Source organism: Algoriphagus resistens, assembly GCF_001442615.1.
Classification (GTDB): Bacteria; Bacteroidota; Bacteroidia; order Cytophagales; family Cyclobacteriaceae; genus Algoriphagus; species Algoriphagus resistens.
In genome coordinates this window covers 124,585-144,033 of the sequence record NZ_LMXN01000013.1, presented here as the reverse complement: position 1 = coordinate 144,033, position 19,449 = coordinate 124,585, and the positions used below count along the sequence as shown (strand labels likewise).

17 protein-coding genes are annotated in these 19,449 nt (G+C 43.7%); 6 read left to right on the top strand and 11 right to left on the bottom strand.

What is annotated here, in order from left to right; translation table 11 throughout:
* Nucleotides 1-49: 49 nt before the first annotated feature.
* Entirely contained in the window at nt 50-997 is a 948-nt protein-coding gene (locus AS141_RS20135) for a sugar phosphate isomerase/epimerase family protein (RefSeq protein ID WP_057939498.1), read from the bottom strand.
* A 79-nt stretch (nt 998-1,076) separates the two neighbouring features.
* Complete coding sequence (locus AS141_RS20130; protein WP_057939497.1) at nt 1,077-2,591, bottom strand: Gfo/Idh/MocA family protein; 1,515 nt, start codon at nt 2,589-2,591, stop codon at nt 1,077-1,079.
* Nucleotides 2,592-2,768: 177 nt separating this feature from the next.
* Between AS141_RS20130 and AS141_RS20125 the strand changes: the two genes are divergently transcribed.
* Nucleotides 2,769-4,400 (top strand): sulfatase family protein, encoded by a 1,632-nt coding sequence (locus AS141_RS20125; RefSeq protein WP_057939496.1) that lies wholly within the window; start codon nt 2,769-2,771, stop codon nt 4,398-4,400.
* Nucleotides 4,401-4,527: 127 nt separating this feature from the next.
* Here AS141_RS20125 and AS141_RS20120 read toward each other — a convergent pair whose 3' ends face one another.
* From AS141_RS20120 to AS141_RS20080, 9 genes are all read right to left on the bottom strand, one after another.
* Nucleotides 4,528-6,039: a sulfatase family protein gene (locus tag AS141_RS20120; RefSeq protein ID WP_057939495.1), complete on the bottom strand. Its 1,512-nt coding sequence runs from the start codon at nt 6,037-6,039 to the stop codon at nt 4,528-4,530.
* A gap of 204 nt (nt 6,040-6,243) precedes the next feature.
* Nucleotides 6,244-7,125: a Nif3-like dinuclear metal center hexameric protein gene (locus tag AS141_RS20115; RefSeq protein ID WP_057939494.1), complete on the bottom strand. Its 882-nt coding sequence runs from the start codon at nt 7,123-7,125 to the stop codon at nt 6,244-6,246.
* Between the two features lie 105 nt (nt 7,126-7,230).
* A complete protein-coding gene (locus AS141_RS20110; protein WP_057939493.1) occupies nt 7,231-7,878 on the bottom strand; it encodes a hypothetical protein in 648 nt (215 codons plus the stop codon).
* A 94-nt stretch (nt 7,879-7,972) separates the two neighbouring features.
* Nucleotides 7,973-8,734, bottom strand: coding sequence for an SDR family NAD(P)-dependent oxidoreductase (locus AS141_RS20105; RefSeq protein WP_057939492.1), 762 nt, complete (start codon nt 8,732-8,734; stop codon nt 7,973-7,975).
* Between the two features lie 83 nt (nt 8,735-8,817).
* Complete coding sequence (locus AS141_RS20100) at nt 8,818-10,536, bottom strand: IlvD/Edd family dehydratase (RefSeq protein WP_057939491.1); 1,719 nt, start codon at nt 10,534-10,536, stop codon at nt 8,818-8,820.
* Between the two features lie 289 nt (nt 10,537-10,825).
* The gene (gene murA, locus AS141_RS20095; RefSeq protein ID WP_057939490.1) at nt 10,826-12,133 is read right to left on the bottom strand and encodes a UDP-N-acetylglucosamine 1-carboxyvinyltransferase; all 1,308 of its coding nucleotides are present in this window, start codon (nt 12,131-12,133) and stop codon (nt 10,826-10,828) included.
* On the bottom strand, nt 12,133-12,801 hold the full coding sequence (locus AS141_RS20090) for a DUF4290 domain-containing protein (protein ID WP_057939489.1): 669 nt from the start codon (nt 12,799-12,801) through the stop codon (nt 12,133-12,135). Before AS141_RS20090 ends, murA begins: the two co-directional genes overlap by 1 nt.
* Before the next feature lie 67 nt (nt 12,802-12,868).
* A complete protein-coding gene (locus AS141_RS20085) occupies nt 12,869-15,136 on the bottom strand; it encodes an ATP-dependent helicase (protein ID WP_057939488.1) in 2,268 nt (755 codons plus the stop codon).
* Nucleotides 15,137-15,212: 76 nt separating this feature from the next.
* A complete protein-coding gene (locus tag AS141_RS20080; RefSeq protein WP_057939487.1) occupies nt 15,213-16,052 on the bottom strand; it encodes a lysophospholipid acyltransferase family protein in 840 nt (279 codons plus the stop codon).
* 124 nt (nt 16,053-16,176) lie between these two features.
* On the opposite strand from AS141_RS20080, the gene AS141_RS20075 reads away from it, so the two are divergent.
* The 5 genes from AS141_RS20075 to AS141_RS20055 all read left to right on the top strand — a co-directional run bounded on the left by AS141_RS20075 (nt 16,177) and on the right by AS141_RS20055 (nt 19,430).
* Nucleotides 16,177-16,773 (top strand): sigma-70 family RNA polymerase sigma factor, encoded by a 597-nt coding sequence (locus AS141_RS20075; protein ID WP_057939486.1) that lies wholly within the window; start codon nt 16,177-16,179, stop codon nt 16,771-16,773.
* A gap of 15 nt (nt 16,774-16,788) precedes the next feature.
* Nucleotides 16,789-17,061 carry a hypothetical protein gene (locus AS141_RS20070; protein WP_057939485.1) on the top strand — a complete coding sequence of 91 codons (273 nt, stop codon included), beginning with the start codon at nt 16,789-16,791 and terminating at the stop codon, nt 17,059-17,061.
* Nucleotides 17,062-17,063: 2 nt separating this feature from the next.
* Nucleotides 17,064-17,636 (top strand): guanylate kinase, encoded by a 573-nt coding sequence (gmk, locus tag AS141_RS20065; protein ID WP_057939484.1) that lies wholly within the window; start codon nt 17,064-17,066, stop codon nt 17,634-17,636.
* A gap of 4 nt (nt 17,637-17,640) precedes the next feature.
* Nucleotides 17,641-18,207, top strand: coding sequence for a nicotinate (nicotinamide) nucleotide adenylyltransferase (nadD, locus tag AS141_RS20060; RefSeq protein ID WP_057939483.1), 567 nt, complete (start codon nt 17,641-17,643; stop codon nt 18,205-18,207).
* 140 nt (nt 18,208-18,347) lie between these two features.
* Nucleotides 18,348-19,430 carry a BF3164 family lipoprotein gene (locus AS141_RS20055; RefSeq protein WP_057939482.1) on the top strand — a complete coding sequence of 361 codons (1,083 nt, stop codon included), beginning with the start codon at nt 18,348-18,350 and terminating at the stop codon, nt 19,428-19,430.
* Nucleotides 19,431-19,449: the final 19 nt, after the last annotated feature.

Below are 19,449 nucleotides of genomic sequence, written 5' to 3'. Positions count from 1 at the left end.
AAGTAAATAGATGTGCTCCTGAATACTTCGATTAAGTCTAAGTGGTGGATTATCCCTCTTTTTGGAGCTGGTCTCTCACCTTCTCCAGCTCTATTCGTATCTCTTCTATGCTTTCCCACTCCCGGCCTTCTTCCCCATGTTCTATGCCTACGTATTTATGAAAATCATGTGTCAGCACAAGTTTCATCATTTTGGAATAGTCTAGTGGTGATTCATTGCCCATATCATCCCAAACCTTTGGCTTTAAGCTTACTCCTTTCGCCCTTGGCATCAATTCATCTACACCACGATAAGAGTCGTAAGAAATGGCTTTTCCATCTAGGTTTGCGATTCTGAAATTTCCGAAATCAGGAAGTGTTCCCGCACGGAAATGATCAGCTTTATTGATCATTTCAGCAAGCCATTTTCCGTTACTTGAAAAGCCACCATGGTTTTCTATTAACACATTGATGTCAAAGTCGTCGGCAAATTCACACAGCTCATGCAATCCTGCACTGGCGAGATCACTTGACTTTTTGTAGTCTTCTTCTGAGGTGCTCCAGGGTATTGCAGAGTAGGCGTTCACACGAATGGAATGGCAACCTAGAAATTTAGCCGCCTCTACCCATTTTTTGTGATTTTCCACTGTTTGACTTCTTTCTTGCCCAGTTTCTGCCCCGAGCATTCCTTCACCGTCGCACATGATCAATACTGAGCGAACTCCTTCTCCCTCAGCTCTGGTTTTCATTTCTCTGAGATAAGCCGTATCCCTGGCCTTGTCCATAAAAAACTGATTGACATATTCTACTGCTTCTATCCCAGCTTTTCGAGTGAGAATGGGGAAGTCTAAGTGATCCATTTTCCCGGAGAAAAGTTGTTTGTTCAAGGACCATTCTGCGAGTGATATCTTAAAAAGCGGTGCGGCTTTAGCTGATGAAAAAGCTAGTTTAGGCAAACCTAGGCTAAGCGCTATAGTAGCAGTTCCGGCTGATTTGAGGAAATTTCTTCTAGTGTTCATGTTGATTTGTGTGAATGGTTAGCTTGGGTATAATTAGGTCACGGATACTTACTCTTATTGCTAAAAACTGAATAGTTCTTTATATCTCCCAGTCTTTTCTGTATTCTCGTGAAAGCAATTTATTTGCTTGCTCATCATTGGTGATTTTCAGGGTTTCAGCATCAAAATCAACTTTTTTCCCTGCCCGCAAAGCGACAGCTCCGAGATTGATGGTGTCGGTGATAGTCTTGGCCCTTATAAAGCTACCCGGGGTTTGCTCTCCTGTTTGGATGGCCTCCACCCACGCCGAGGTGTTTCTCTCCACATTTGCAGAGTCGATACGCTCAGATTCCGGGCGGGCTGTCATTTTGCTTTCCGGAAGTAATACTGGATTTTCTCCCCTGAATCCTCCTACTATTTTTCCTTTGGTCCCTACAATCATCAATCCTTCCTCAGGTGTGTCTTTGTCGTCTATTTCCAGTTCCTGCGGGGCAAAAGGTTTCATGCCTCCATCATACCATATTAGATCAAAAGAAGGCAAGGAAGCCTGCTCTGGGAATTTCCATTTGATCATACAGCTGGCCGGAAAAGCCACATCATTTTTTACCCATTGGTAGACACCGTTTATTTCTTCTCGGGTGGTAGTCCCATAGGCTTTGGCACTTACTGGAGAATTGGTTATTCCAAGTGTCTCAAAAAGGGGGAATAGGCTATAATGCCCCATATCAGCAACCGATCCTCCGCCGAAGTCATACCAGCCCCGGAAGACATTGTGCGTATAGTTTTTATGATAATCCATTTCGGGTACTGGACCTAGCCAAAGATCCCAGTTGAAGCCTTTAGGGATTGCTTCATTTCCAGTAGGGCGCTTTGTCCATTGCTGCCAGACAGGTCGATAGGACCAATTATGGATTTCCTTTAACTCTCCGATCAGACCTTCGTTCATCCAGGATTTGATCTGTCGGTATTCCGGGCGGTCAGACCAGGCGAGCAGATGCGTGATCACTCCGCTGGATTTTGCTTTTTCTATCACTTTTCTTCCTTCCAGAAGTCTGTTGGAGATTGGTTTGTGGGTGACTACATGGATTCCTTGATTCATTGCTGCTAGCGCAATGGATGCATGAGTGTGATCCGGAGTCATCACTTTGACTGCGTCAATTCCTTTTTCCTTGGCAAAAAGCTCCCGAAAATCCTCGTAAGATGCACAGCCTTTGTAGGTTCCTGAGGGACTGTTTTTCGCATAGTACTTTTCAATGTATGTCTGAGCTACATCTCTTCCACCGGCAATTCCTTTTACGTTGCTCCACCAAGAATCATCCCCAAGCGTCTTGCGGATATCATCACGGATCCCATAAGGAGACCAGTCAATGTAGTTTTCCGAATATTTATTCACATCGCAAACTGCAACTATCCGAACTTTTGGATTCTGTAAAAGTTCTCCCATTTCCCTCAAACCCTGCGTGCCACAACCAATATTCGCAACGGTGATTTGATCGGAAGGAGGGATCTTGCCAAGCCCGGCAATAACATTGGATGGGACAATAGAAATAGATGCAGCTACAGTGGCTGCAGAACCAAGAAATTCTCTCCGGTTCAACGTCTTAATTGGAGCCATAAGTTGGATTCATGCGGATGGACTTTTAAGTTACCAAAGCTGTACTTTATTCCAAAGAATTTTACCATCCAAAGGGAAAATGTAAAATGTTATATGGCTATTAGTTGAGATGATACATAGATGGTTTTAATTTCTTGGGTAAATAGAATATCTTGAAATGTTCAAAATCATATTCATATGAAGTATTTATTTCCTTTTTTTCTTCTTTCGTTTTTATTTTTTTCCTGCCGGCAAGAGCCAGCCTCTGATGCAAAAATAGCTTATCCTGAGCGGCCTAATATACTTTGGATTGTGAATGAGGATATGTCGCCTGAGCATTTGGGAGCGTATGGCGGGACCGGTGGACAAACGCCTGTTTTAGACTCGCTGGCTAAGGCAGGTGTTGTTTTTACAAACGCCTTTTCTACTGCAGGAGTCTGTGCGCCAAGTCGTGCAGCGCTTATTACAGGAGCGTATCAGACCTCTATCGGAGCGATGCATATGCGTACACTTTCTTTCTCAGCTGCAGGCGGGGATAATTACCCTGCCGGGCATAGGTCCTATTCGGCCGTGATTCCCGAAGGAATGCGTGGATTTCCGGAGTACCTGCGCATGGCAGGTTATTATACCACCAACAATGTGAAGGAAGATTACCAGTTTATCGCCCCAGAGACGATGTGGGATGAGAGTAGTAATCAAGCACATTGGAGAAACCGTAAAGATCCTGAGCAGCCCTTTTTCTCCATTTTCAATTTCACTACCACCCATGAATCTCAGGTGTGGGTAAGGGAAAATGAGGATTTGCTAATAGATCCTTTGGATGTGACGGTACCACCAGTATATCCTGACGACTCCATTACGCGTAGGACTTTGGCTAGATTTATTACGAATGTGATTCGCTTTGATACGCAAGTAGGTGAGCTTTTACAGCAGTTGAAAGATGATGGGCTGTATGAAAACACGATTATTTTTTATTATTCAGATCACGGGGATGGCATGCCTTATTATAAACGGGAATTGTACGATAGGGGATTAAGGGTTCCGTTTTTTGTAAAAGCTCCTTTTATCAAATCCGGGACTGTAGATGATCGGTTGGTAAGCTTTGTTGATTTTGGGCCGACCGTACTTTCGCTTGCCGGAGTGAAAATTCCTGATAATATGCAGGGGAAAGCCTTTATGGGGAATCAAAAATCAACGCCGAGAAAGTACATCTATGCCGCGCGGGATCGAATGGATTCTGAAGTGGATCGTGTAAGGGCAGTCAGTGATGGACGATATAAATACATTAAAAACTACATGCCTGATAAGCCCAATTACCAGAATATACGCTACCGACTGAGTAATCCGCTGATGGTCCATTTGCTTGAACTGCACGAAGATGGGAAATTGGATGAAAATCAGGAGCGATGGTTTGATGATGCTAAACCTGAGGAAGAACTTTATGATACACAGGCAGACCCTTATGAGTTTAACAATTTGGCAGAAAACCCTGACTATGCGGATATTCTTACAGAGCTACGTGCCGCTCACCTGTCATGGGTGGAGGAATTTGGAGATCTTGGAGCTGTACCGGAAATGGAAATGGTGCGCACCTGGTGGAATGGAGCAGATCAAGCGCCAAGTACCGAGCCGGTAGAAATTCTTTTTGAGGATGGAATTGTTTCACTTTCTTCTTCGACAAAGGGGGCTTCAATTGGCTTTAAAAAAACTGCTGCGGAAGCTTGGTCTGTATACCGGTTTCCATTTGAAATAAATGAAGGGGATTCATTATATATTTTGGCACATCGAATTGGTTACGAACCTTCCACTGAAAAGATAGTGGTGAAGTAAAAAGTCCATTCCCCTGCGAGGCTCCCAGATTTTTTCGCTTTAAGATGTGGGATGGATGACTAACGCTGTTCTTCCGAGATGACAAATCCCAAAGAACCAAAAAACACCATTTACTAGCGCGTTTTAATTACCGCAAACAAGGGATACCTTCTTTTGCATAGTTTCCAAATGGCGGTTTAATTCGATATTTTTCAATTTCCTGCCCGAAGTCAAAATTCTTCATTTGATAATCGGGGGTATAACGGACCTGATCCCAATATAAAGAACGGGGATCGCTAGCTCTTAGATCTCCGGTTTCGACCATCCAGGTTTGTAGCTTTTTTCTCATTTGCTCTTTGACGGTTTCATAGGTCTTGTTTTCAGCCAAATTAGTCAGCTGGTACGGATCAGCAATCACATCATAGAGTTCCTCTTCGGGCCTTTTGTCAAATGCTAATTTGAAATAATCGGGTGTTCCTGCACTGGATTTTCCTTCCATTGCCATAATTAGATACTTGGTGATGGAGTTGTCCACATCACCATACTGGCCCACGGATTGATGCACAGCGGGATCACCAGCGGGATTACGCTCGGGCATCATATTCCTGATGTACAGATATTGATGATCTCTGACTGCACGCATAGGGTAGGAGAGATTGCCTTTCCTCACATTTGCGTGTCGTTCTCTTTCTAAATAGACTTGGCCACGATCTTGTTTTTCCCCTGCCAGAAGTGGCCAAAGCGATTGCCCGCTCATTGTTTCAGCACTTAAGCCCGCTGCTTCAATGAAGCTCGGAGCAAAGTCTACAAAATTCACAAAATCATCGATGATGGTTCCGGCCTTTACTTTCTCCGGCCATCGAATCACAAGCGGCATCCGCGTACCGTAATCGTAGAGATTTGCCTTTGCCCGGGGAAAAGGCATGCCATTGTCACTGGTCATCACAATAATGGTATTATCCAATTCGCCCGTTTCTTCCAGCATCCTGATCAATCGCCCGCACTCCCGATCAAATCGCTCCACTTCGAAATAGTAATCAAGCATATCATTCTTTACGCAGTCCATATCCGGGAAAAATCCAGGAACTTGAACATCTTCCAAAGCCATCCCGGTCTGGATTCCAGTGTTTGTTACATATTCCCTGTGGGGATCAGTACTGCCAAACCAAAATGTAAAGGGATAGTCTTTTGGTTTTTGATCTAAAAATGATTTGAAGTCTTCATAAGATTTTCCGGCAGGATTATTCTCCATGCCACTTGCTTTGAAATCTCCCGGACCCCAGCCTTTTCTGTTCGAGCCTGTGAAATATCCACTTTCCTCCAACAGACTAACATAAGTGGGGTATTGTGCAGGAAACTCAGACCATAAGTTCCCACCCGCTTCATTTTGGTGAGGGTATCTTCCCAGAAGAATGGCGGCTCTTGAGGGAGAACAGGAAGGTGAGGCTGTATAGGCATTGGTGAACAGTGCTCCTTCGGAAGCCAAGCGGTCAAAGGTGGGGGTACGAACTACCCGATCTCCATATACCCCTGCATGTGGGAAAGACCAGTCATCTGCTATCAGGAACAGGATATTAGGTTGATTGGCATTAGACGTCTCTAGTTTCTGATGGCTAGAAAAAAGGGATAGCAATAAAATCAGGATAGAAAAAACAGGCATAGCTTAGGGTTTGGCTAGATAAGTTAAGCCACTTCACGAAATGATGCAAACTGATATGGTCTCTAAACACTTAGTATTACGCAGGATTTCGGGGCAAGCTTCTTCTCCTTTCATGCCTAGCTATAAATAAAGGATGTGACTTTGTCTAGTAAAACTTAGTTATTTAATAGGAGGCAGTTTGTTTTTAGTACATGGTAGTGTTGCTTACTCTACAGCAAGTGAATTGCCGGAAGGCACATGGAAAACAGGGACATCCGATAGATTTTCTCTAATCCATTCTGCCATAAACGCTGATCCACCTTCTTCGCTGGCAGCATGGCCAATGACAATCAAGCCAAGCTTTTCCCCCATTTCATTTGCATTTCGGACGTATTCAGGTGTTTCCCATTCCGGACTTTCTCCGCAGATCAATACGTCGGGCTTCTCCTGCATCAGTAGGTCAATTTGCCTTCTTCCGCCAATTGCTCCTGGTAGAAGGAGTATCTTGCTTACTTTTTGGGACAGCTCACCGACGTAGCGAAGAGCAGGGACATTCATTTTAGTTTTGATATGGGAAATCAAATCGCCGAGGGTAGTGTCGGGGAGGGTTAAAACGGAACTTTGTTTATAGTATTTTTCCCAATCCAATTCTTTGACCACGCCAGCCTGGACCCCATCAATAGCAAGGCTGTGTATGTAATCATGATTTCTCCAAACAGCTATTTCGTGCTCATCTAGCAACTTTCTTTTGAATTGGTAAACTGGATCCTTTTCTAGCCATTCCGTTTCATCTGCATGATTGTAAAAAGTGGGTTCGTGGACGATGATGAAATTTGCCTTTAACTCAATGGCCTTTCGGATTACTGTAATCGTGGCAAACATGGTAGTGACAATGCCTGTGACGACTTGGTTCTTGCTTCCCGATTTTAAGGTGTCTACTGTCCCTGGGAATGGGGCGTCAGGAATATGTGTGATAAATAAATCCATAATTTCGCCCACCGTAGGATTTTTCATGGATGTAGAAAAAGACGAAAATGGATAGGCTATCAATCCTGCACTGGCAAGTAAGCTGGATTGCCTGATGAAAGTTCTTCTATTTTGTTTCATTCGAAAAGATAAGTTTGGGTTAGGTGTTGCCTATAGAATCGGGTAAAACGATAAAAAAAAGCCGTTTGTATGAATCAAACGGCTAATTAGTAGATGGTGGATTGGTTAATTCACGGAAATATTCGAGAACCAAATGATTTTTTGCCCATCCTGATTTGAATGGGTAGTTGCAAGTTTTATAGGGCCAAACTGTTCAACATTTTCCCAGGTGATGGGCCTGCCTTCAGTACCATTTCCCCTACGGAAAACCCATTCTAAAATCATGTTGTTTTCATCCAAATATAAGTCATATGCATCACCTGGTGTATATCCATCAGCTCCGGAATAAACAATCGTGAGCTTGGTCGAGTTAGTTCCTGCAATTGGAGTAGGTACATTTTCCTCTGTTTCATAGTCATAACCTGAATCCCAGGCCAACTGAAACGGATACATCATCCAATATTTGTCATTGATAAATCCCTTATCTGCCTCAGGCATAGAATCAGCTGGCATGTCCAAGCTGTATGTGAAGCTGGTGTCTGCAGTAGCATAATGAACAGTTCGATCTTTTACATTCCACTTCCAATCCCTACTCATTACATTTACTGAGTCACGCTGCACATTCCAGGTGTATGCAATGGAATTAACCTGGTCAAATTTATCAAAACCATAGGCCATCGCTACTTTCATAGGTAAAGTGTCTGGCATTGTTTCTTTGGGCTGGCATGCCTGCAAAATACAGACAACCATCAGAATGCATGTGAGGTGTTTCATGGCGATGTTTTTTTATAAAGTTAGCAGACTTTGGATTCAGATTGCTTTTTCAATAGCTTTTTATATGTCTGACATTCAATTCTTTTGATAGAATCTAGGCATAAGGGGAAGGGCTGACACTGGTCCAGCCCCCATCGATTATCAGCGTTTGTCCGGTAATGTGACCAGCCTCTTCAGAGACCAAAAAAGCAGCAGCGTTGGCGATGTCCTGCACAGTGGCCGGGCGGCCCAGTGGGGTGATTCTCGACCAGGTGCTTTCATAGTCGGGATCCAGCTGGGTCCGGTTTGTTACTGTGGCACCAGGTGCAATGGTATTTACTCTGATGGAATAGGGGGCGAGTTCCAATACCAGATTTTTCGCGAGCATTTCCAGGGCCGCTTTGCTCATGGCATAGGCAGCGAGATTTTCATGACTTTGATGCGCCGTGACCGAGGAGGTGAAAAGCAATGCTCCTCCATTGGCCTGATCCTTCATCACTTTGGCGGCAGCCTGAGCCAAAAAGAAAGTCCCTGCCTGGTTTACCCTAGTTACTTCCATGAAGTCTTTTCTGGAATAATCTAAAAAGGCTCCGAAGAGTGTAATGCCAGAATTGGCTACGACAATATCAACAGTCCCAAAGCGTGATACAGCGGTTTGAATCATCGCTTCAATCACTTCTTCAGAACTAGAATCACCGGCTATAGGAATTGCAGGCACGCCATGAACATGGCTTATCCTCTCACAGGCCTCATTGATCAAGCCTTCTTCCACGTCATTTAGAATTAAATTCACGCTTTGGGCAGCGAGTTTTTCGCAGATTGCCAGTCCGATTCCCTGCCCTGCCCCGGTGATAATAGCGACTTTTTGAGGTTTCATGTGTTTATAATTGATTTTTATTGCTCACATAGTAGCTAATCATCCCAGTGTGTGTCGCCTGCATCATGCTCGATTTCATTTTGTTAATGTGAATCCCGTTTTACTTCTGAGCCTGAACCTCCCTGAAGGAAATCAAAATCCACTCCTTCATGGGCCTGATTTACTTTGTCCAAGAAAAGATTGACATATCCCCGTTCGTAGGGAAGATTCAGCGGCTTAAATACCGCTCTTCGTTTCTCGAATTCTTCATCAGAGATCATCAGATTCAATGTTCTGGCCGGTACATTGAGTTCGATCACATCGCCATTTTGCACGAATGCCAATGGCCCACCAATGGCCGATTCAGGTGATACGTGTAGAATTACAGTACCGTATCCTGTTCCACTCATTCTTCCATCTGATATACGTACCATGTCTTTTATGCCTTTTTGGAGTAGCTTCTGAGGTAAACCCATATTGCCTACTTCGGGCATTCCCGGGTAGCCTTTTGGCCCCACGTTCTTCATCACCATCACACAGGTTTCATCTATGTCCAGATCCGGGGAATCAATTCTGGCTTTGTAGTCATCAATATTTTCGAAGACAACCGCACGTCCCGTATGGGTCAAGAGGCCAGGCGATGCTGCCGATGGCTTGATCACCGCTCCATTTGGACAGAGATTACCTTTTAGGACTGCGATCCCTGAATCCGGCTTGATAGGCTTTTCAAAAGTGCCAATTAAATTTCTGTCGTAGCATTCAGCTCTTTCTATGTTTTCGCCGATTGTCTTACCATTTGCCGTGATAGAGTCACGGTGAAGATGTTGTTCTATTTCTTTCATGACGGCCGGAAGACCACCTGCATAGAATAAATCTTCTACCCAATGCTCTCCCGAAGGTTGTACATTTGCAATCAGCGGGATAAGGGAAGAGAATTTATCGAAATCTGTTAGGTCAATAGCAACTCCGATTCGTTTGGCAATGGCCGTAAGATGGAGGATGAAGTTTGTAGATCCGCCTAAGGCTGCATTCACCATGATTGAGTTCTCGAATGCCTTGCGAGTCAGGATTTTGCTCATTTTAAGGTCTTCATTAACCATTTCTACAATTCGCATTCCTGTCATATGGGCGAGAACTTTTCTTCTGGAATCTGCCGCCGGGATCGTGGCATTATCAGGAAGGGAAAGGCCAAGAGACTCGACCATACCCGCCATAGTGGATGCTGTGCCCATAGGCGCACAGTGCCCCACAGAACGTGACATTGCCGCTTCTGCTTCGATCATTTCCTCCTGCGAAATTTTGCCTAGTTTGAAGTCTTCAGCAAATCGCCAGATGTCTGATGTCCCGATTTTTTTTCCTTTATATCTTCCTACCAACATTGGTCCACCCGAAAGAACGATAGCAGGTAAATCTACCGAAGCTGCTCCCATGACAAGTGATGGAGTGGTTTTGTCACACCCACACATTAGGACTACACCGTCCATTGGGTTGGCCCGAATACTTTCTTCCACGTCCATACTGGCCAGGTTTCGGAAAAGCATTGCAGTGGGTTTTATAGAGCATTCCCCCAAAGACATCACCGGGAATTCCAACGGAAAGCCGCCGGCCTCCCAAATCCCACGTTTTAGCGCTTCTGCGAGATCCCTGAAATGGGCGTTACAGGGGGTGAGCTCTGACCAGGTATTACAGATTCCGATTACAGGCTTGTCCCCTTCAAATAAGTGATGGGGGAAACCCTGGTTTTTCATCCAGGAGCGATATATAAATCCGTCTTTTCCAGTTCGTCCGTACCAGTCTTGGCTTCGGAGTTTTTTCTTTGACATATAAGTTCTTTTGGTTTATCGAGCCAGAATTTACCAAAAATTATGGGAAGGAATGAAAGGAAAGAATATTGATGAAGTAAATATTTACTTTATTCGCAAAGCTAGCATAAAAAAAAAGTCGCTATCTGTTTGATTATGTGTGGGCTAGGTGTTTATGCTGTCCGGCTTAGGTATTGCTGGCTTGTAGCTAGGCTTTTTTGATCAGCGGAAAGTAAAGTTTTTAGCTACTATGTTAAAAAAAGAGGGTTTTGCCATCAAAACCCTCTGTACGTCCGTTGTTGATTTAGTTCTATGAAACTCGCTCAATGTCCGCACCCAAAGCTCTCAGGCGATCATCAATATTTTGATAGCCACGATCAATCTGCTCTATGTTATCGATGATAGATGTGCCATTGGCTGAAAGTGCCGCGATAAGCAAAGCCACCCCGGCCCGAATATCAGGGGATGTCATCCGGATCCCACGGAGTTCAGTTTTTCTGTCCAAACCGATTACCGTAGCTCTATGGGGGTCACAAAGAATAATTTGGGCGCCCATGTCAATCAATTTATCCACGAAGAACAAGCGGGATTCGAACATCTTCTGGTGAACCAGCACAGTTCCTTTTGCCTGTGTGGCGGTGACCAAAACTATACTGAGCAGATCAGGGGTGAAACCTGGCCAGATTGCATCAGCTACAGTCAGGATAGATCCGTCTATGAACGTTTCAATTTCGTAATGCTTCTGGGCAGGCACGAAGATGTCATCACCTCTGAATTCCAATTTGATTCCCATTCTCCGGAAAGTATCCGGGATGATCCCCAACCGGGAGATTTGACAATCTTTTATGGTGATTTCAGATTGGGTCATTGCTGCCAGGCCTATGAATGACCCGATTTCGATCATGTCCGGAAGCATTTTGTGGGTAGTACCCCCCAATTTATCCACTCCTTCAATAGTGAGTAGGTTCGAGCCGACCCCGGAGATTTTTGCACCCATGCGATTAAGCATGTCGCAAAGCTGCTGAAGGTATGGCTCACATGCAGCGTTGTAGATCGTAGTGGTGCCTTCTGCCATACTAGCGGCCATCACAATATTCGCAGTGCCGGTGACCGAGGCTTCATCGAGTAGCATATAGTTTCCTTTCAGATTTTTCCCATCGATATGGAAAATCTCATTTTTGGAGTCGTAGTTGAATTTGGCACCAAGTTTCTGAAAACCTGTAAAGTGGGTGTCCATCCTTCTTCTCCCTATTTTATCTCCTCCAGGTTTGGATAGTTTGCCTGTACCGAACCTTGCCAGTAATGGGCCCAATAGCATCACTGAACCTCTTAGTGCTGACGCTTTTTTCAGAAAATCCTGAGTTTCCATAAAATCAAGATTGACTTCATCAGCTTGAAATGTATAGGTTTCTGAACCTTCTTTGGTGACTTTCACCCCCATGTCTCCCAATAGCTCGATGAGCTTGTTGACATCTACGATATTGGGGATTTTGGAAATGGTAACTTTCTCCGAAGTAAGGAGAACTGCGCAAAGAATCTGAAGTGCTTCGTTTTTTGCTCCCTGGGGAATTATTTCGCCTTTCAGCTTAATTCCTCCATTGACCCGAAATGAACCCATTAATTTCTTCGTTTTTTATTGTGACCGTTATTTGGGCGACGCTTAGCGCTGTGATTTGATCGCTTATTTTTGGTGTTGGTGCGCTCTTCTTGGCGAGGTGGTTTGAAGTCACGGTGTGTATTGGATTCAAATAGGCCATTTTCTTTCACCTTTTCTAAGTCGATATGCAATTTGCCTTTGGATAACGTTTTAATATCGTCTAAGATTATGGCATCATCAAAATTTTCTCTATTCCATGTAGAATGGAAGCTTCGCATCAACTGGCCGATGAAAATAATTGCCGCTTCCTGCTCTTCGTCATCTTCAAGTTTTATGGCTACTTCGATCAATTTCTCGATGTTTCTGCCGTAGTGTTTGAATTTGATCTCGCTGGTCGGGTAGCCAATTGGAAGTGGCTTTTTGCCAAGCAATTCCTTTTCGGGCATAGGAAATGGGGCATCCACTTCCAGTTTGAAATCCGACATGATATACAAGTCGTCCCAAAGCTTTTGGTCGTTCTCCTGCTTCATGGTCGGATTCAGCTGCTTGATGATTTCAATTACTGTATATGCGCTTTGGGTGCGCCTATCACGATCTTCAATCGCCGTGATATGATCAACGAGGCGTTGAATGTTTTTGCCGTATTCTTTCAAAATGAGTTTTTGTTTGTCTGGTTCAAAGTGCTCCATTATGCTCCCCTATTTTGCGCTAATTAAGGTAATGAAAAAAATTACCAAAAGGCAGGGGTGCAGGTGATTAGTCTATAATTCTGAGCTTTGCAAAGCTAAGTAATAATGTTTTCTCGCCAAAATGCTCGAATTGAATCGTTGCTTTCCGGTTAATTCCTTCTGTTTCAATCTTTTGTACCTTTCCGAAGCCGAATTTAGGATGCTCTACCAGTTGCTCCGCCTGCAGATTGTTTGTATTTGAAGGTTTAAAATCAGGACTCGGGGTGTGCAGTTTCATCGCTGTGGGCATCCGCGTTTCCGGTTTTTTCTTAATGCCGATATAGCCGGAAGATCCGGTTGTACCTGGAAGCCCTTCGCTTCTGAAAGCCCCTGACATTTCTTTCGAGGCTACTCGTTTATTCACCTTGATGCAGTCAGCAGATACTTCTTCCAAGAATCTGCTTGGCTCACAATTCAGCAATCGCCCAAACCGGTACCTAGTCAGGGCATAAGTAAAATAAAGCTTTTCCATCGCCCTGGTAGTGGCCACGTAGAACAACCGTCTTTCTTCTTCCAGATCTTCACGGCTCTGGATCATCATCTGGGATGGAAATAAATCCTCTTCCATACCCACGACAAAAACCTGCTTGAATTCCAGGCCTTTCGAAGAGTGAATTGTCATCAACGTGATGGCATCTGTGGTGTCCTTGTCCCGGTCATTGTCAGTGAGCAAAGCAATTTCCTGAAGGAAGGAGCCTAGGCTTTTGTCTTCGTTCTCTTCGTTGTCTACATATTCTTTGATTGCATTGAGCAATTCCTGGACGTTTTCATAACGGTTTAGCCCCTCGATTGTTTTGTCTTCATAAAGCTCCCGGAGTAGCCCGCTTTGCTTTGCGATGCTGCTTGCTGCTTCGAAAGCATCCTTTCGCTCAACTTCAATCTTAAAAGCTTTGATCATCGTAGCAAAGTCATCCAATTGGCTTGCTGCCCTGCCTGCGATAAAGCTGTGCGCATTTTGCACGACTTCCCATAGCTGCATATCATGATCAAATGCTGCGACAAGAATCTTGTCCACAGAAGTGTCGCCAATCCCACGTTTCGGATAGTTGACAATTCGTTTGAAGGCCTCTTCATCCACGGGGTTTACCGTGAATCGCATATAGGCCATCAGATCCTTGATTTCCTTTCTTTGGTAAAATGAAAGTCCTCCGACAATTTTATAAGTCAGGTTTAATTTACGCAGTGCTTCTTCTATCGCTCTGGATTGGGAGTTAGTTCTATAGAGGATGGCAAAATCGCTGTTACTAAGTTTTTTGGTATTTCTCTCTTCAAAAATAGTGGAGGCTACGATTCTGCCTTCCTCGCTATCGGTGCTGGCTTTGATCAATTCGATAAGGTCACCATCGCAATTGGAAGTCCATACATTTTTCTTAAGCTGTGCTTTGTTCTTATCTATGATGGAGTTGGCAGCATCTACTATAGTCTTTGTGGAGCGGTAGTTTTGTTCCAGTTTCACCACAAACAAATCCGGATAATCCTTCTCGAAATTCAGGATGTTCTGGATGTCTGCTCCGCGAAAAGCATAGATACTTTGGGCGTCATCGCCCACGACGCAAATATTCTGGTGAACTGCTGCCAGCTTTTTGGTAATCAGATACTGCGAAAGGTTTGTATCCTGAAACTCATCCACCATCACATAGCGGAAGCGTTGCTGGTATTTATTAAGCACATCGAGGTGATCGCGGAATAGGACATTTGTATTGAATAGTAAATCATCAAAGTCCATTGCCCCGGCTTTGAATAGCCTGTCTTGATAGCGTTGGTAGATTTCTCCCATTTTAGGTTTCATGGCGGCTTCATCATCGGCTTTCACAAAAGGATCATCTTGATACACTTTCCATGAAATCAGACGGTTTTTTGCTCCGGAGATTCGAGAAAGAACCGCATTGGGCTTATATACTTTGTCATCCAGGCGCATCTCTTTCACTATTGTACGGATAAGTGATTTGGAATCGTCCGAATCATAAATGGTAAAATTGGAAGGATATCCGATTTTTGGCGCTTCTACCCGAAGGATTTTTGCGAAAACTGAGTGAAATGTCCCCATCCAGGTATTTCTGGCTTCCAGTCCTGCCAACGATTCAATTCGGTGCCGCATTTCTGCTGCTGCTTTGTTGGTAAAGGTCAGCGACAAAATATTAAAGGCATCCACACCTTTGCCATAAATCAGATGGGCGATACGGTAGGTCAATACACGTGTTTTGCCTGATCCGGCCCCTGCAATAATCATCACCGGTCCATCCGTATGCTCTACAGCCAGTCGTTGCGCTGGGTTTAAACTATCTAGGTAATCCATTCTATTTTCCACTTCTTCAATTCAACTTTCATTTACAAACCCGGATTTTCGCCTGGGGATTCCCTACAAACCCGGATTATATTTTCCACCTTTTATGGCTCCAAAGGTAAAGGTCTGGCTGCCTGCGGATATTTTCCTCCAGCCTTCGGCAAAATTCATCGGTAATACTATGGGGAGCATGATCAACATAAGGGGGGGAAGCCAAAGGTGAGAATTCAAACCTATAATGCCCTCGCTTTAGTTTTGTAATTGTCCCAAAGAAAACAGGAAGCTCCATTTTTTTTGCCAACACTTCTCCGCCTTCAAAAAAAAGCGCGGGCCTATTCATGAATTCCCGGGAATAGCGACTGTCAGATACACGCGGTCGTTGATCGGCTGCCAGATGTACGATTCTAGGAGTGCCTCTCATCGTGATCATGCTTCGTCTAAATGCGCTTTTCTCGGTCATTATTCCCCCGAAATGAGTCCTGATCTGAAGCATAAGCTTGTTGAAGAAAACATTGTTCAGTTTGAGATAAACGGTTTCTGCGGATACTTCAGTATTCAATGCGACACCAAGAATTGCCATTTCCCAGTTGAAGATATGACCTGCCATCATCAACGAACTTTTTCCGTTTTTGACCGGGTCATCCACTACATATTGATTAACCACGTGAAACCTTTGCCTAAGTTCCTTCTCAGAAATTGTCAGCATCTTGATAGTCTCTGCGAAGAATGCATCAGTGAAGTTCCTGTAGAACTTGTTTCTTATTGTCTTTCTTTCTTCCGGAGTCTTTTCAGGGAAGGCGTACTTAAGATTCTCATCTATTACTTTTTTGCGATAGCTGATCACATATCTGGCTATAAGATAAAGAGCATCTGAGAATAGGTATAGTACAGACAATGGAAGTCTGGAAAGCAATCTAAAGAAAAACATAACGCTGTATCGCTGGGAAATCTATGGCTGAAGAGAGCCAAACCTTGGAACAAAATAAACGAAATCACCTGAATTCTTCCCAATTCCTAGTTATAATTTCGCCCAATCATTACTTTTGGGACTTATGTCGGAAGTTCAGCGCAGAAAATATTCTCAGGAAGAGAAAAATGCCATCTTCGATGGGGAGTTTATGCCACACATAGACTCAATGTACAATTTTGGCTACAGGCTCACCTTCGATGAAGATGATGCCAAAGATCTTGTGCAGGATACTTACCTGAAAGCCTATCGTTTTATCAATTCATTTGAGCAGGGTACGAATGCTAAAGCTTGGCTTTTCAGAATTCTGAAAAACAGCTTTATCAATGAGTATAGAAAGAAATCAAAGCAACCTACGAAGGTAGATTATCAGGAAGTTGAAACTTATTACAACTCGGATGACGTTCACTACCAAAGCACTAGTGATCTCAGAGCAGAATCTGTCAAGGATATGCTCGGTGATGAGATCTCAAATGCGCTAAATAGTTTGGCAGTGGATTTCCGCACAGTGATCATCTTATGCGATTTGGAAGGGTTTACTTACGAAGAAATGGCCAAGATTCTGGATATCCCTATCGGAACGGTGAGATCCAGATTGCACCGCGCAAGGAATCTTTTGAAAGAGAAACTTCAAGGATATGCCCATAATATGGGATATAATACGGACGAAGAGGAGGAATAATTAAAGAAATTACCCATGGAAATGAATGACTACCCATCTGGAGAGCGGAAGAAGCAGTGCAGCGATGAGAGCAAATGCTTCGAGCTGCTAGAAAGTATTTTGGACGGAGACTTGAAAGATTCAGGTAAGGAAATCTTAAAGGAAAAGCTCGCTAAATGCCAACCGTGCTTTGAGCATTACCACCTGGAGCAGGCTATCCGTGATGTGTTGAAAACAAAATGCACCAAACACGCTGTGCCTACTGAATTGGCAGACTGTATCCGTCAGAAGATTCAGGATATTAAATAGTCATGACACAAGGCAAGGCCATTATTTTTTCCGCTCCCTCTGGATCAGGAAAGACTTCCCTGGTGAAGCACCTGATCCAAACCATCCCAAATCTGGGATTTTCTATTTCTGCCTGTACACGAGATAAGCGTGGGAGACATGAGGTTCATGGAAAGGATTACTACTTTCTCTCTCAGGAAGAATTTATAAAAAAAATAGACGAGGGCGCATTTATCGAATGGGAAGAAGTCTATGCCGGCAACTTTTATGGTACACTCAAAGAGGAAATTCAGCGGATATGGGATTCTGGCAAAGCTGTTATTTTCGATGTAGATGTGAAAGGAGGCCTGGCTCTAAAAAAATATTTTGGAGAGCAGGCATTGGCGATTTTTGTGAAAGTCCCTAGTCTGGATGTATTGGCTGAGCGGCTAAATGACCGTGGTACTGAAACAGAAGAATCTCTGTCCCGTCGTTTGTTCAAAGCCGAATTCGAGTCGAAGTTCGAGCCACAATTCGACGTGACCGTAATCAATGATGAGTTTGCAAAGTCCAGTGCAGAAGCCGAATATTTGGTAAATGAGTTTCTAGCCAGATAGTATTTTGAAAATCGGTCTCTATTTCGGTTCCTTCAATCCCATCCATATTGGTCATCTGATTATTGCTGATACGCTTCATGACCGCACTGACCTGGATCAGGTTTGGTTTGTGGTGAGTCCCCAGAATCCGCTTAAAAAACGCCAATCACTTATCCATGAATTTGATCGGTTGCGTATGGTGGAGCTTGCAATTGAAGACAATTACCAGTTTCGTGCATCCGATGTGGAGTTTTCCATGCCCAAGCCAAGCTATACGATAGATACCCTGGCTTACCTAACTGACCAATATCCTCAGCATCAGTTTTGCTTATTTTTAGGATCAGATAACCTTTCCCAGCTGAAGCGCTGGAAGAATTACCAGACTATTTTGGACCACTATGAGATCTTCGTCTATCCACGTCCGGGCGAGGCAAAGACCTTTGAGCATCCGAATATCAAGCTGATCGATGCGCCGCTATTGGATATCTCCGCTACGTTTATCCGAAAATCAATTATCGAGGGGAAATCCGTCAGGTATCTACTTCCTGAAGGAGTGGCGGATTATATCCGGGATAAGAAGTTGTATTTGTAGAATTACAAGCGTTTGACTAAAAGCAAACTTCATTTCAGCCCTGGATTTTACTAACTAAGATTTGCGATTATAAAACAATTGTCCTATTATTATAAGGAAGCAATTTGTTTTTCCTTTTTTGAGGTGTTACCAAATCAGCCATGCTAATTAGAACACTATATGTCTTTGGTGCTAGTTTACTTTTTTGCGCCTGTCAGCCAAAAATTTCAGATGGAAGTGTCTACTTCACTGAAGAGGACTTGCCTTCTCCTGTTGAATTAATAGGAGCGAAATATAACATCCCTGAAATTCTCAATCCTAGAGGATTAATGATAAAGGATGGGCTTGCAGTGATCCTTGAGCGTAAAAATAAATATGACGACAAGTTTCATGTGATTGATTTGGAGTCAGGTAATTACCTTAGATCTAAAGGGGTGCATGGCTTGGGGCCAGGAGAAATTACTGTCATCAGCCAAATAGAGGATACGGGGGAAAAGAATAAAGTCTGGGCTTATGATCCAGAAGTCCGGAAATTCTCAAAGTATAGTTTGTCCGACACTAGCAAGCTTGCTGAAGAGGAGTTTAGGTCTCCTGCGACAGAATTCTTTATTACCCGGGCAACTTGGTCAAAAAACCAAACCTTGCTAACTACCTTAGTCGATGGCTGGACTAAATATCTTCATTTGACGACTTCGGGGGATACACTGGCCACTTTTGGGAATTGGCGGGATATGATCAAGGGTAGGGAATTGCCTAATAACTATAAGGAGGAAGACCTGGATGCCAATCTGGTGAGCACTGTTTTTCAGGGAACCATCAAAGGTGACCCGAGCAAAAAGTACTTTGTCAATGCTGGCAGAATAGCCGATTATATAGAAATTATTGATTTGGAGAATAGGTCGAGTAAATTGATCTATGGGCCAACACACGAATTACCTGAGTTCAAGATCAGTTATAGCATAGGGTATCAGATGGCGGATTTTGGAAGGAATCATACTACAAGGTATATGGATGTTTATCCCGGTAATAAGTCGTTTTTTGTTCTTTTCAATGGTAAATCTTATCTGGAACTTAGTGATCCGGATAAGTTGAACAGAATATTTGAGTTTGATTACAAAGGGAATATTCTGAATCACTACCAGCTAGACTTTCCATTAGGGGGCTTTGCAGTGGATGAAAAAAACAGAGCTATTTATGGAGTCACGGTAGATCGTGAGCCGAATCTGGTGCGGTTTGATTATTAACTTCTTTTCAAAATTTCAT

What these genes read in the sequence shown, in the direction of transcription:
- AS141_RS20135 (WP_057939498.1), bottom strand. Translation starts at nt 997, where the DNA reads ATGAACACTAGAAGAAATTTCCTCAAATCAGCCGGAACTGCTACTATA.
- AS141_RS20130 (WP_057939497.1), bottom strand. Translation starts at nt 2,591, where the DNA reads ATGGCTCCAATTAAGACGTTGAACCGGAGAGAATTTCTTGGTTCTGCA.
- AS141_RS20125 (WP_057939496.1), top strand. Translation starts at nt 2,769, where the DNA reads ATGAAGTATTTATTTCCTTTTTTTCTTCTTTCGTTTTTATTTTTTTCC.
- AS141_RS20120 (WP_057939495.1), bottom strand. Translation starts at nt 6,039, where the DNA reads ATGCCTGTTTTTTCTATCCTGATTTTATTGCTATCCCTTTTTTCTAGC.
- AS141_RS20115 (WP_057939494.1), bottom strand. Translation starts at nt 7,125, where the DNA reads ATGAAACAAAATAGAAGAACTTTCATCAGGCAATCCAGCTTACTTGCC.
- AS141_RS20110 (WP_057939493.1), bottom strand. Translation starts at nt 7,878, where the DNA reads ATGAAACACCTCACATGCATTCTGATGGTTGTCTGTATTTTGCAGGCA.
- AS141_RS20105 (WP_057939492.1), bottom strand. Translation starts at nt 8,734, where the DNA reads ATGAAACCTCAAAAAGTCGCTATTATCACCGGGGCAGGGCAGGGAATC.
- AS141_RS20100 (WP_057939491.1), bottom strand. Translation starts at nt 10,536, where the DNA reads ATGTCAAAGAAAAAACTCCGAAGCCAAGACTGGTACGGACGAACTGGA.
- murA (WP_057939490.1), bottom strand. Translation starts at nt 12,133, where the DNA reads ATGGGTTCATTTCGGGTCAATGGAGGAATTAAGCTGAAAGGCGAAATA.
- AS141_RS20090 (WP_057939489.1), bottom strand. Translation starts at nt 12,801, where the DNA reads ATGGAGCACTTTGAACCAGACAAACAAAAACTCATTTTGAAAGAATAC.
- AS141_RS20085 (WP_057939488.1), bottom strand. Translation starts at nt 15,136, where the DNA reads ATGGATTACCTAGATAGTTTAAACCCAGCGCAACGACTGGCTGTAGAG.
- AS141_RS20080 (WP_057939487.1), bottom strand. Translation starts at nt 16,052, where the DNA reads ATGTTTTTCTTTAGATTGCTTTCCAGACTTCCATTGTCTGTACTATAC.
- AS141_RS20075 (WP_057939486.1), top strand. Translation starts at nt 16,177, where the DNA reads ATGTCGGAAGTTCAGCGCAGAAAATATTCTCAGGAAGAGAAAAATGCC.
- AS141_RS20070 (WP_057939485.1), top strand. Translation starts at nt 16,789, where the DNA reads ATGGAAATGAATGACTACCCATCTGGAGAGCGGAAGAAGCAGTGCAGC.
- gmk (WP_057939484.1), top strand. Translation starts at nt 17,064, where the DNA reads ATGACACAAGGCAAGGCCATTATTTTTTCCGCTCCCTCTGGATCAGGA.
- AS141_RS20055 (WP_057939482.1), top strand. Translation starts at nt 18,348, where the DNA reads ATGCTAATTAGAACACTATATGTCTTTGGTGCTAGTTTACTTTTTTGC.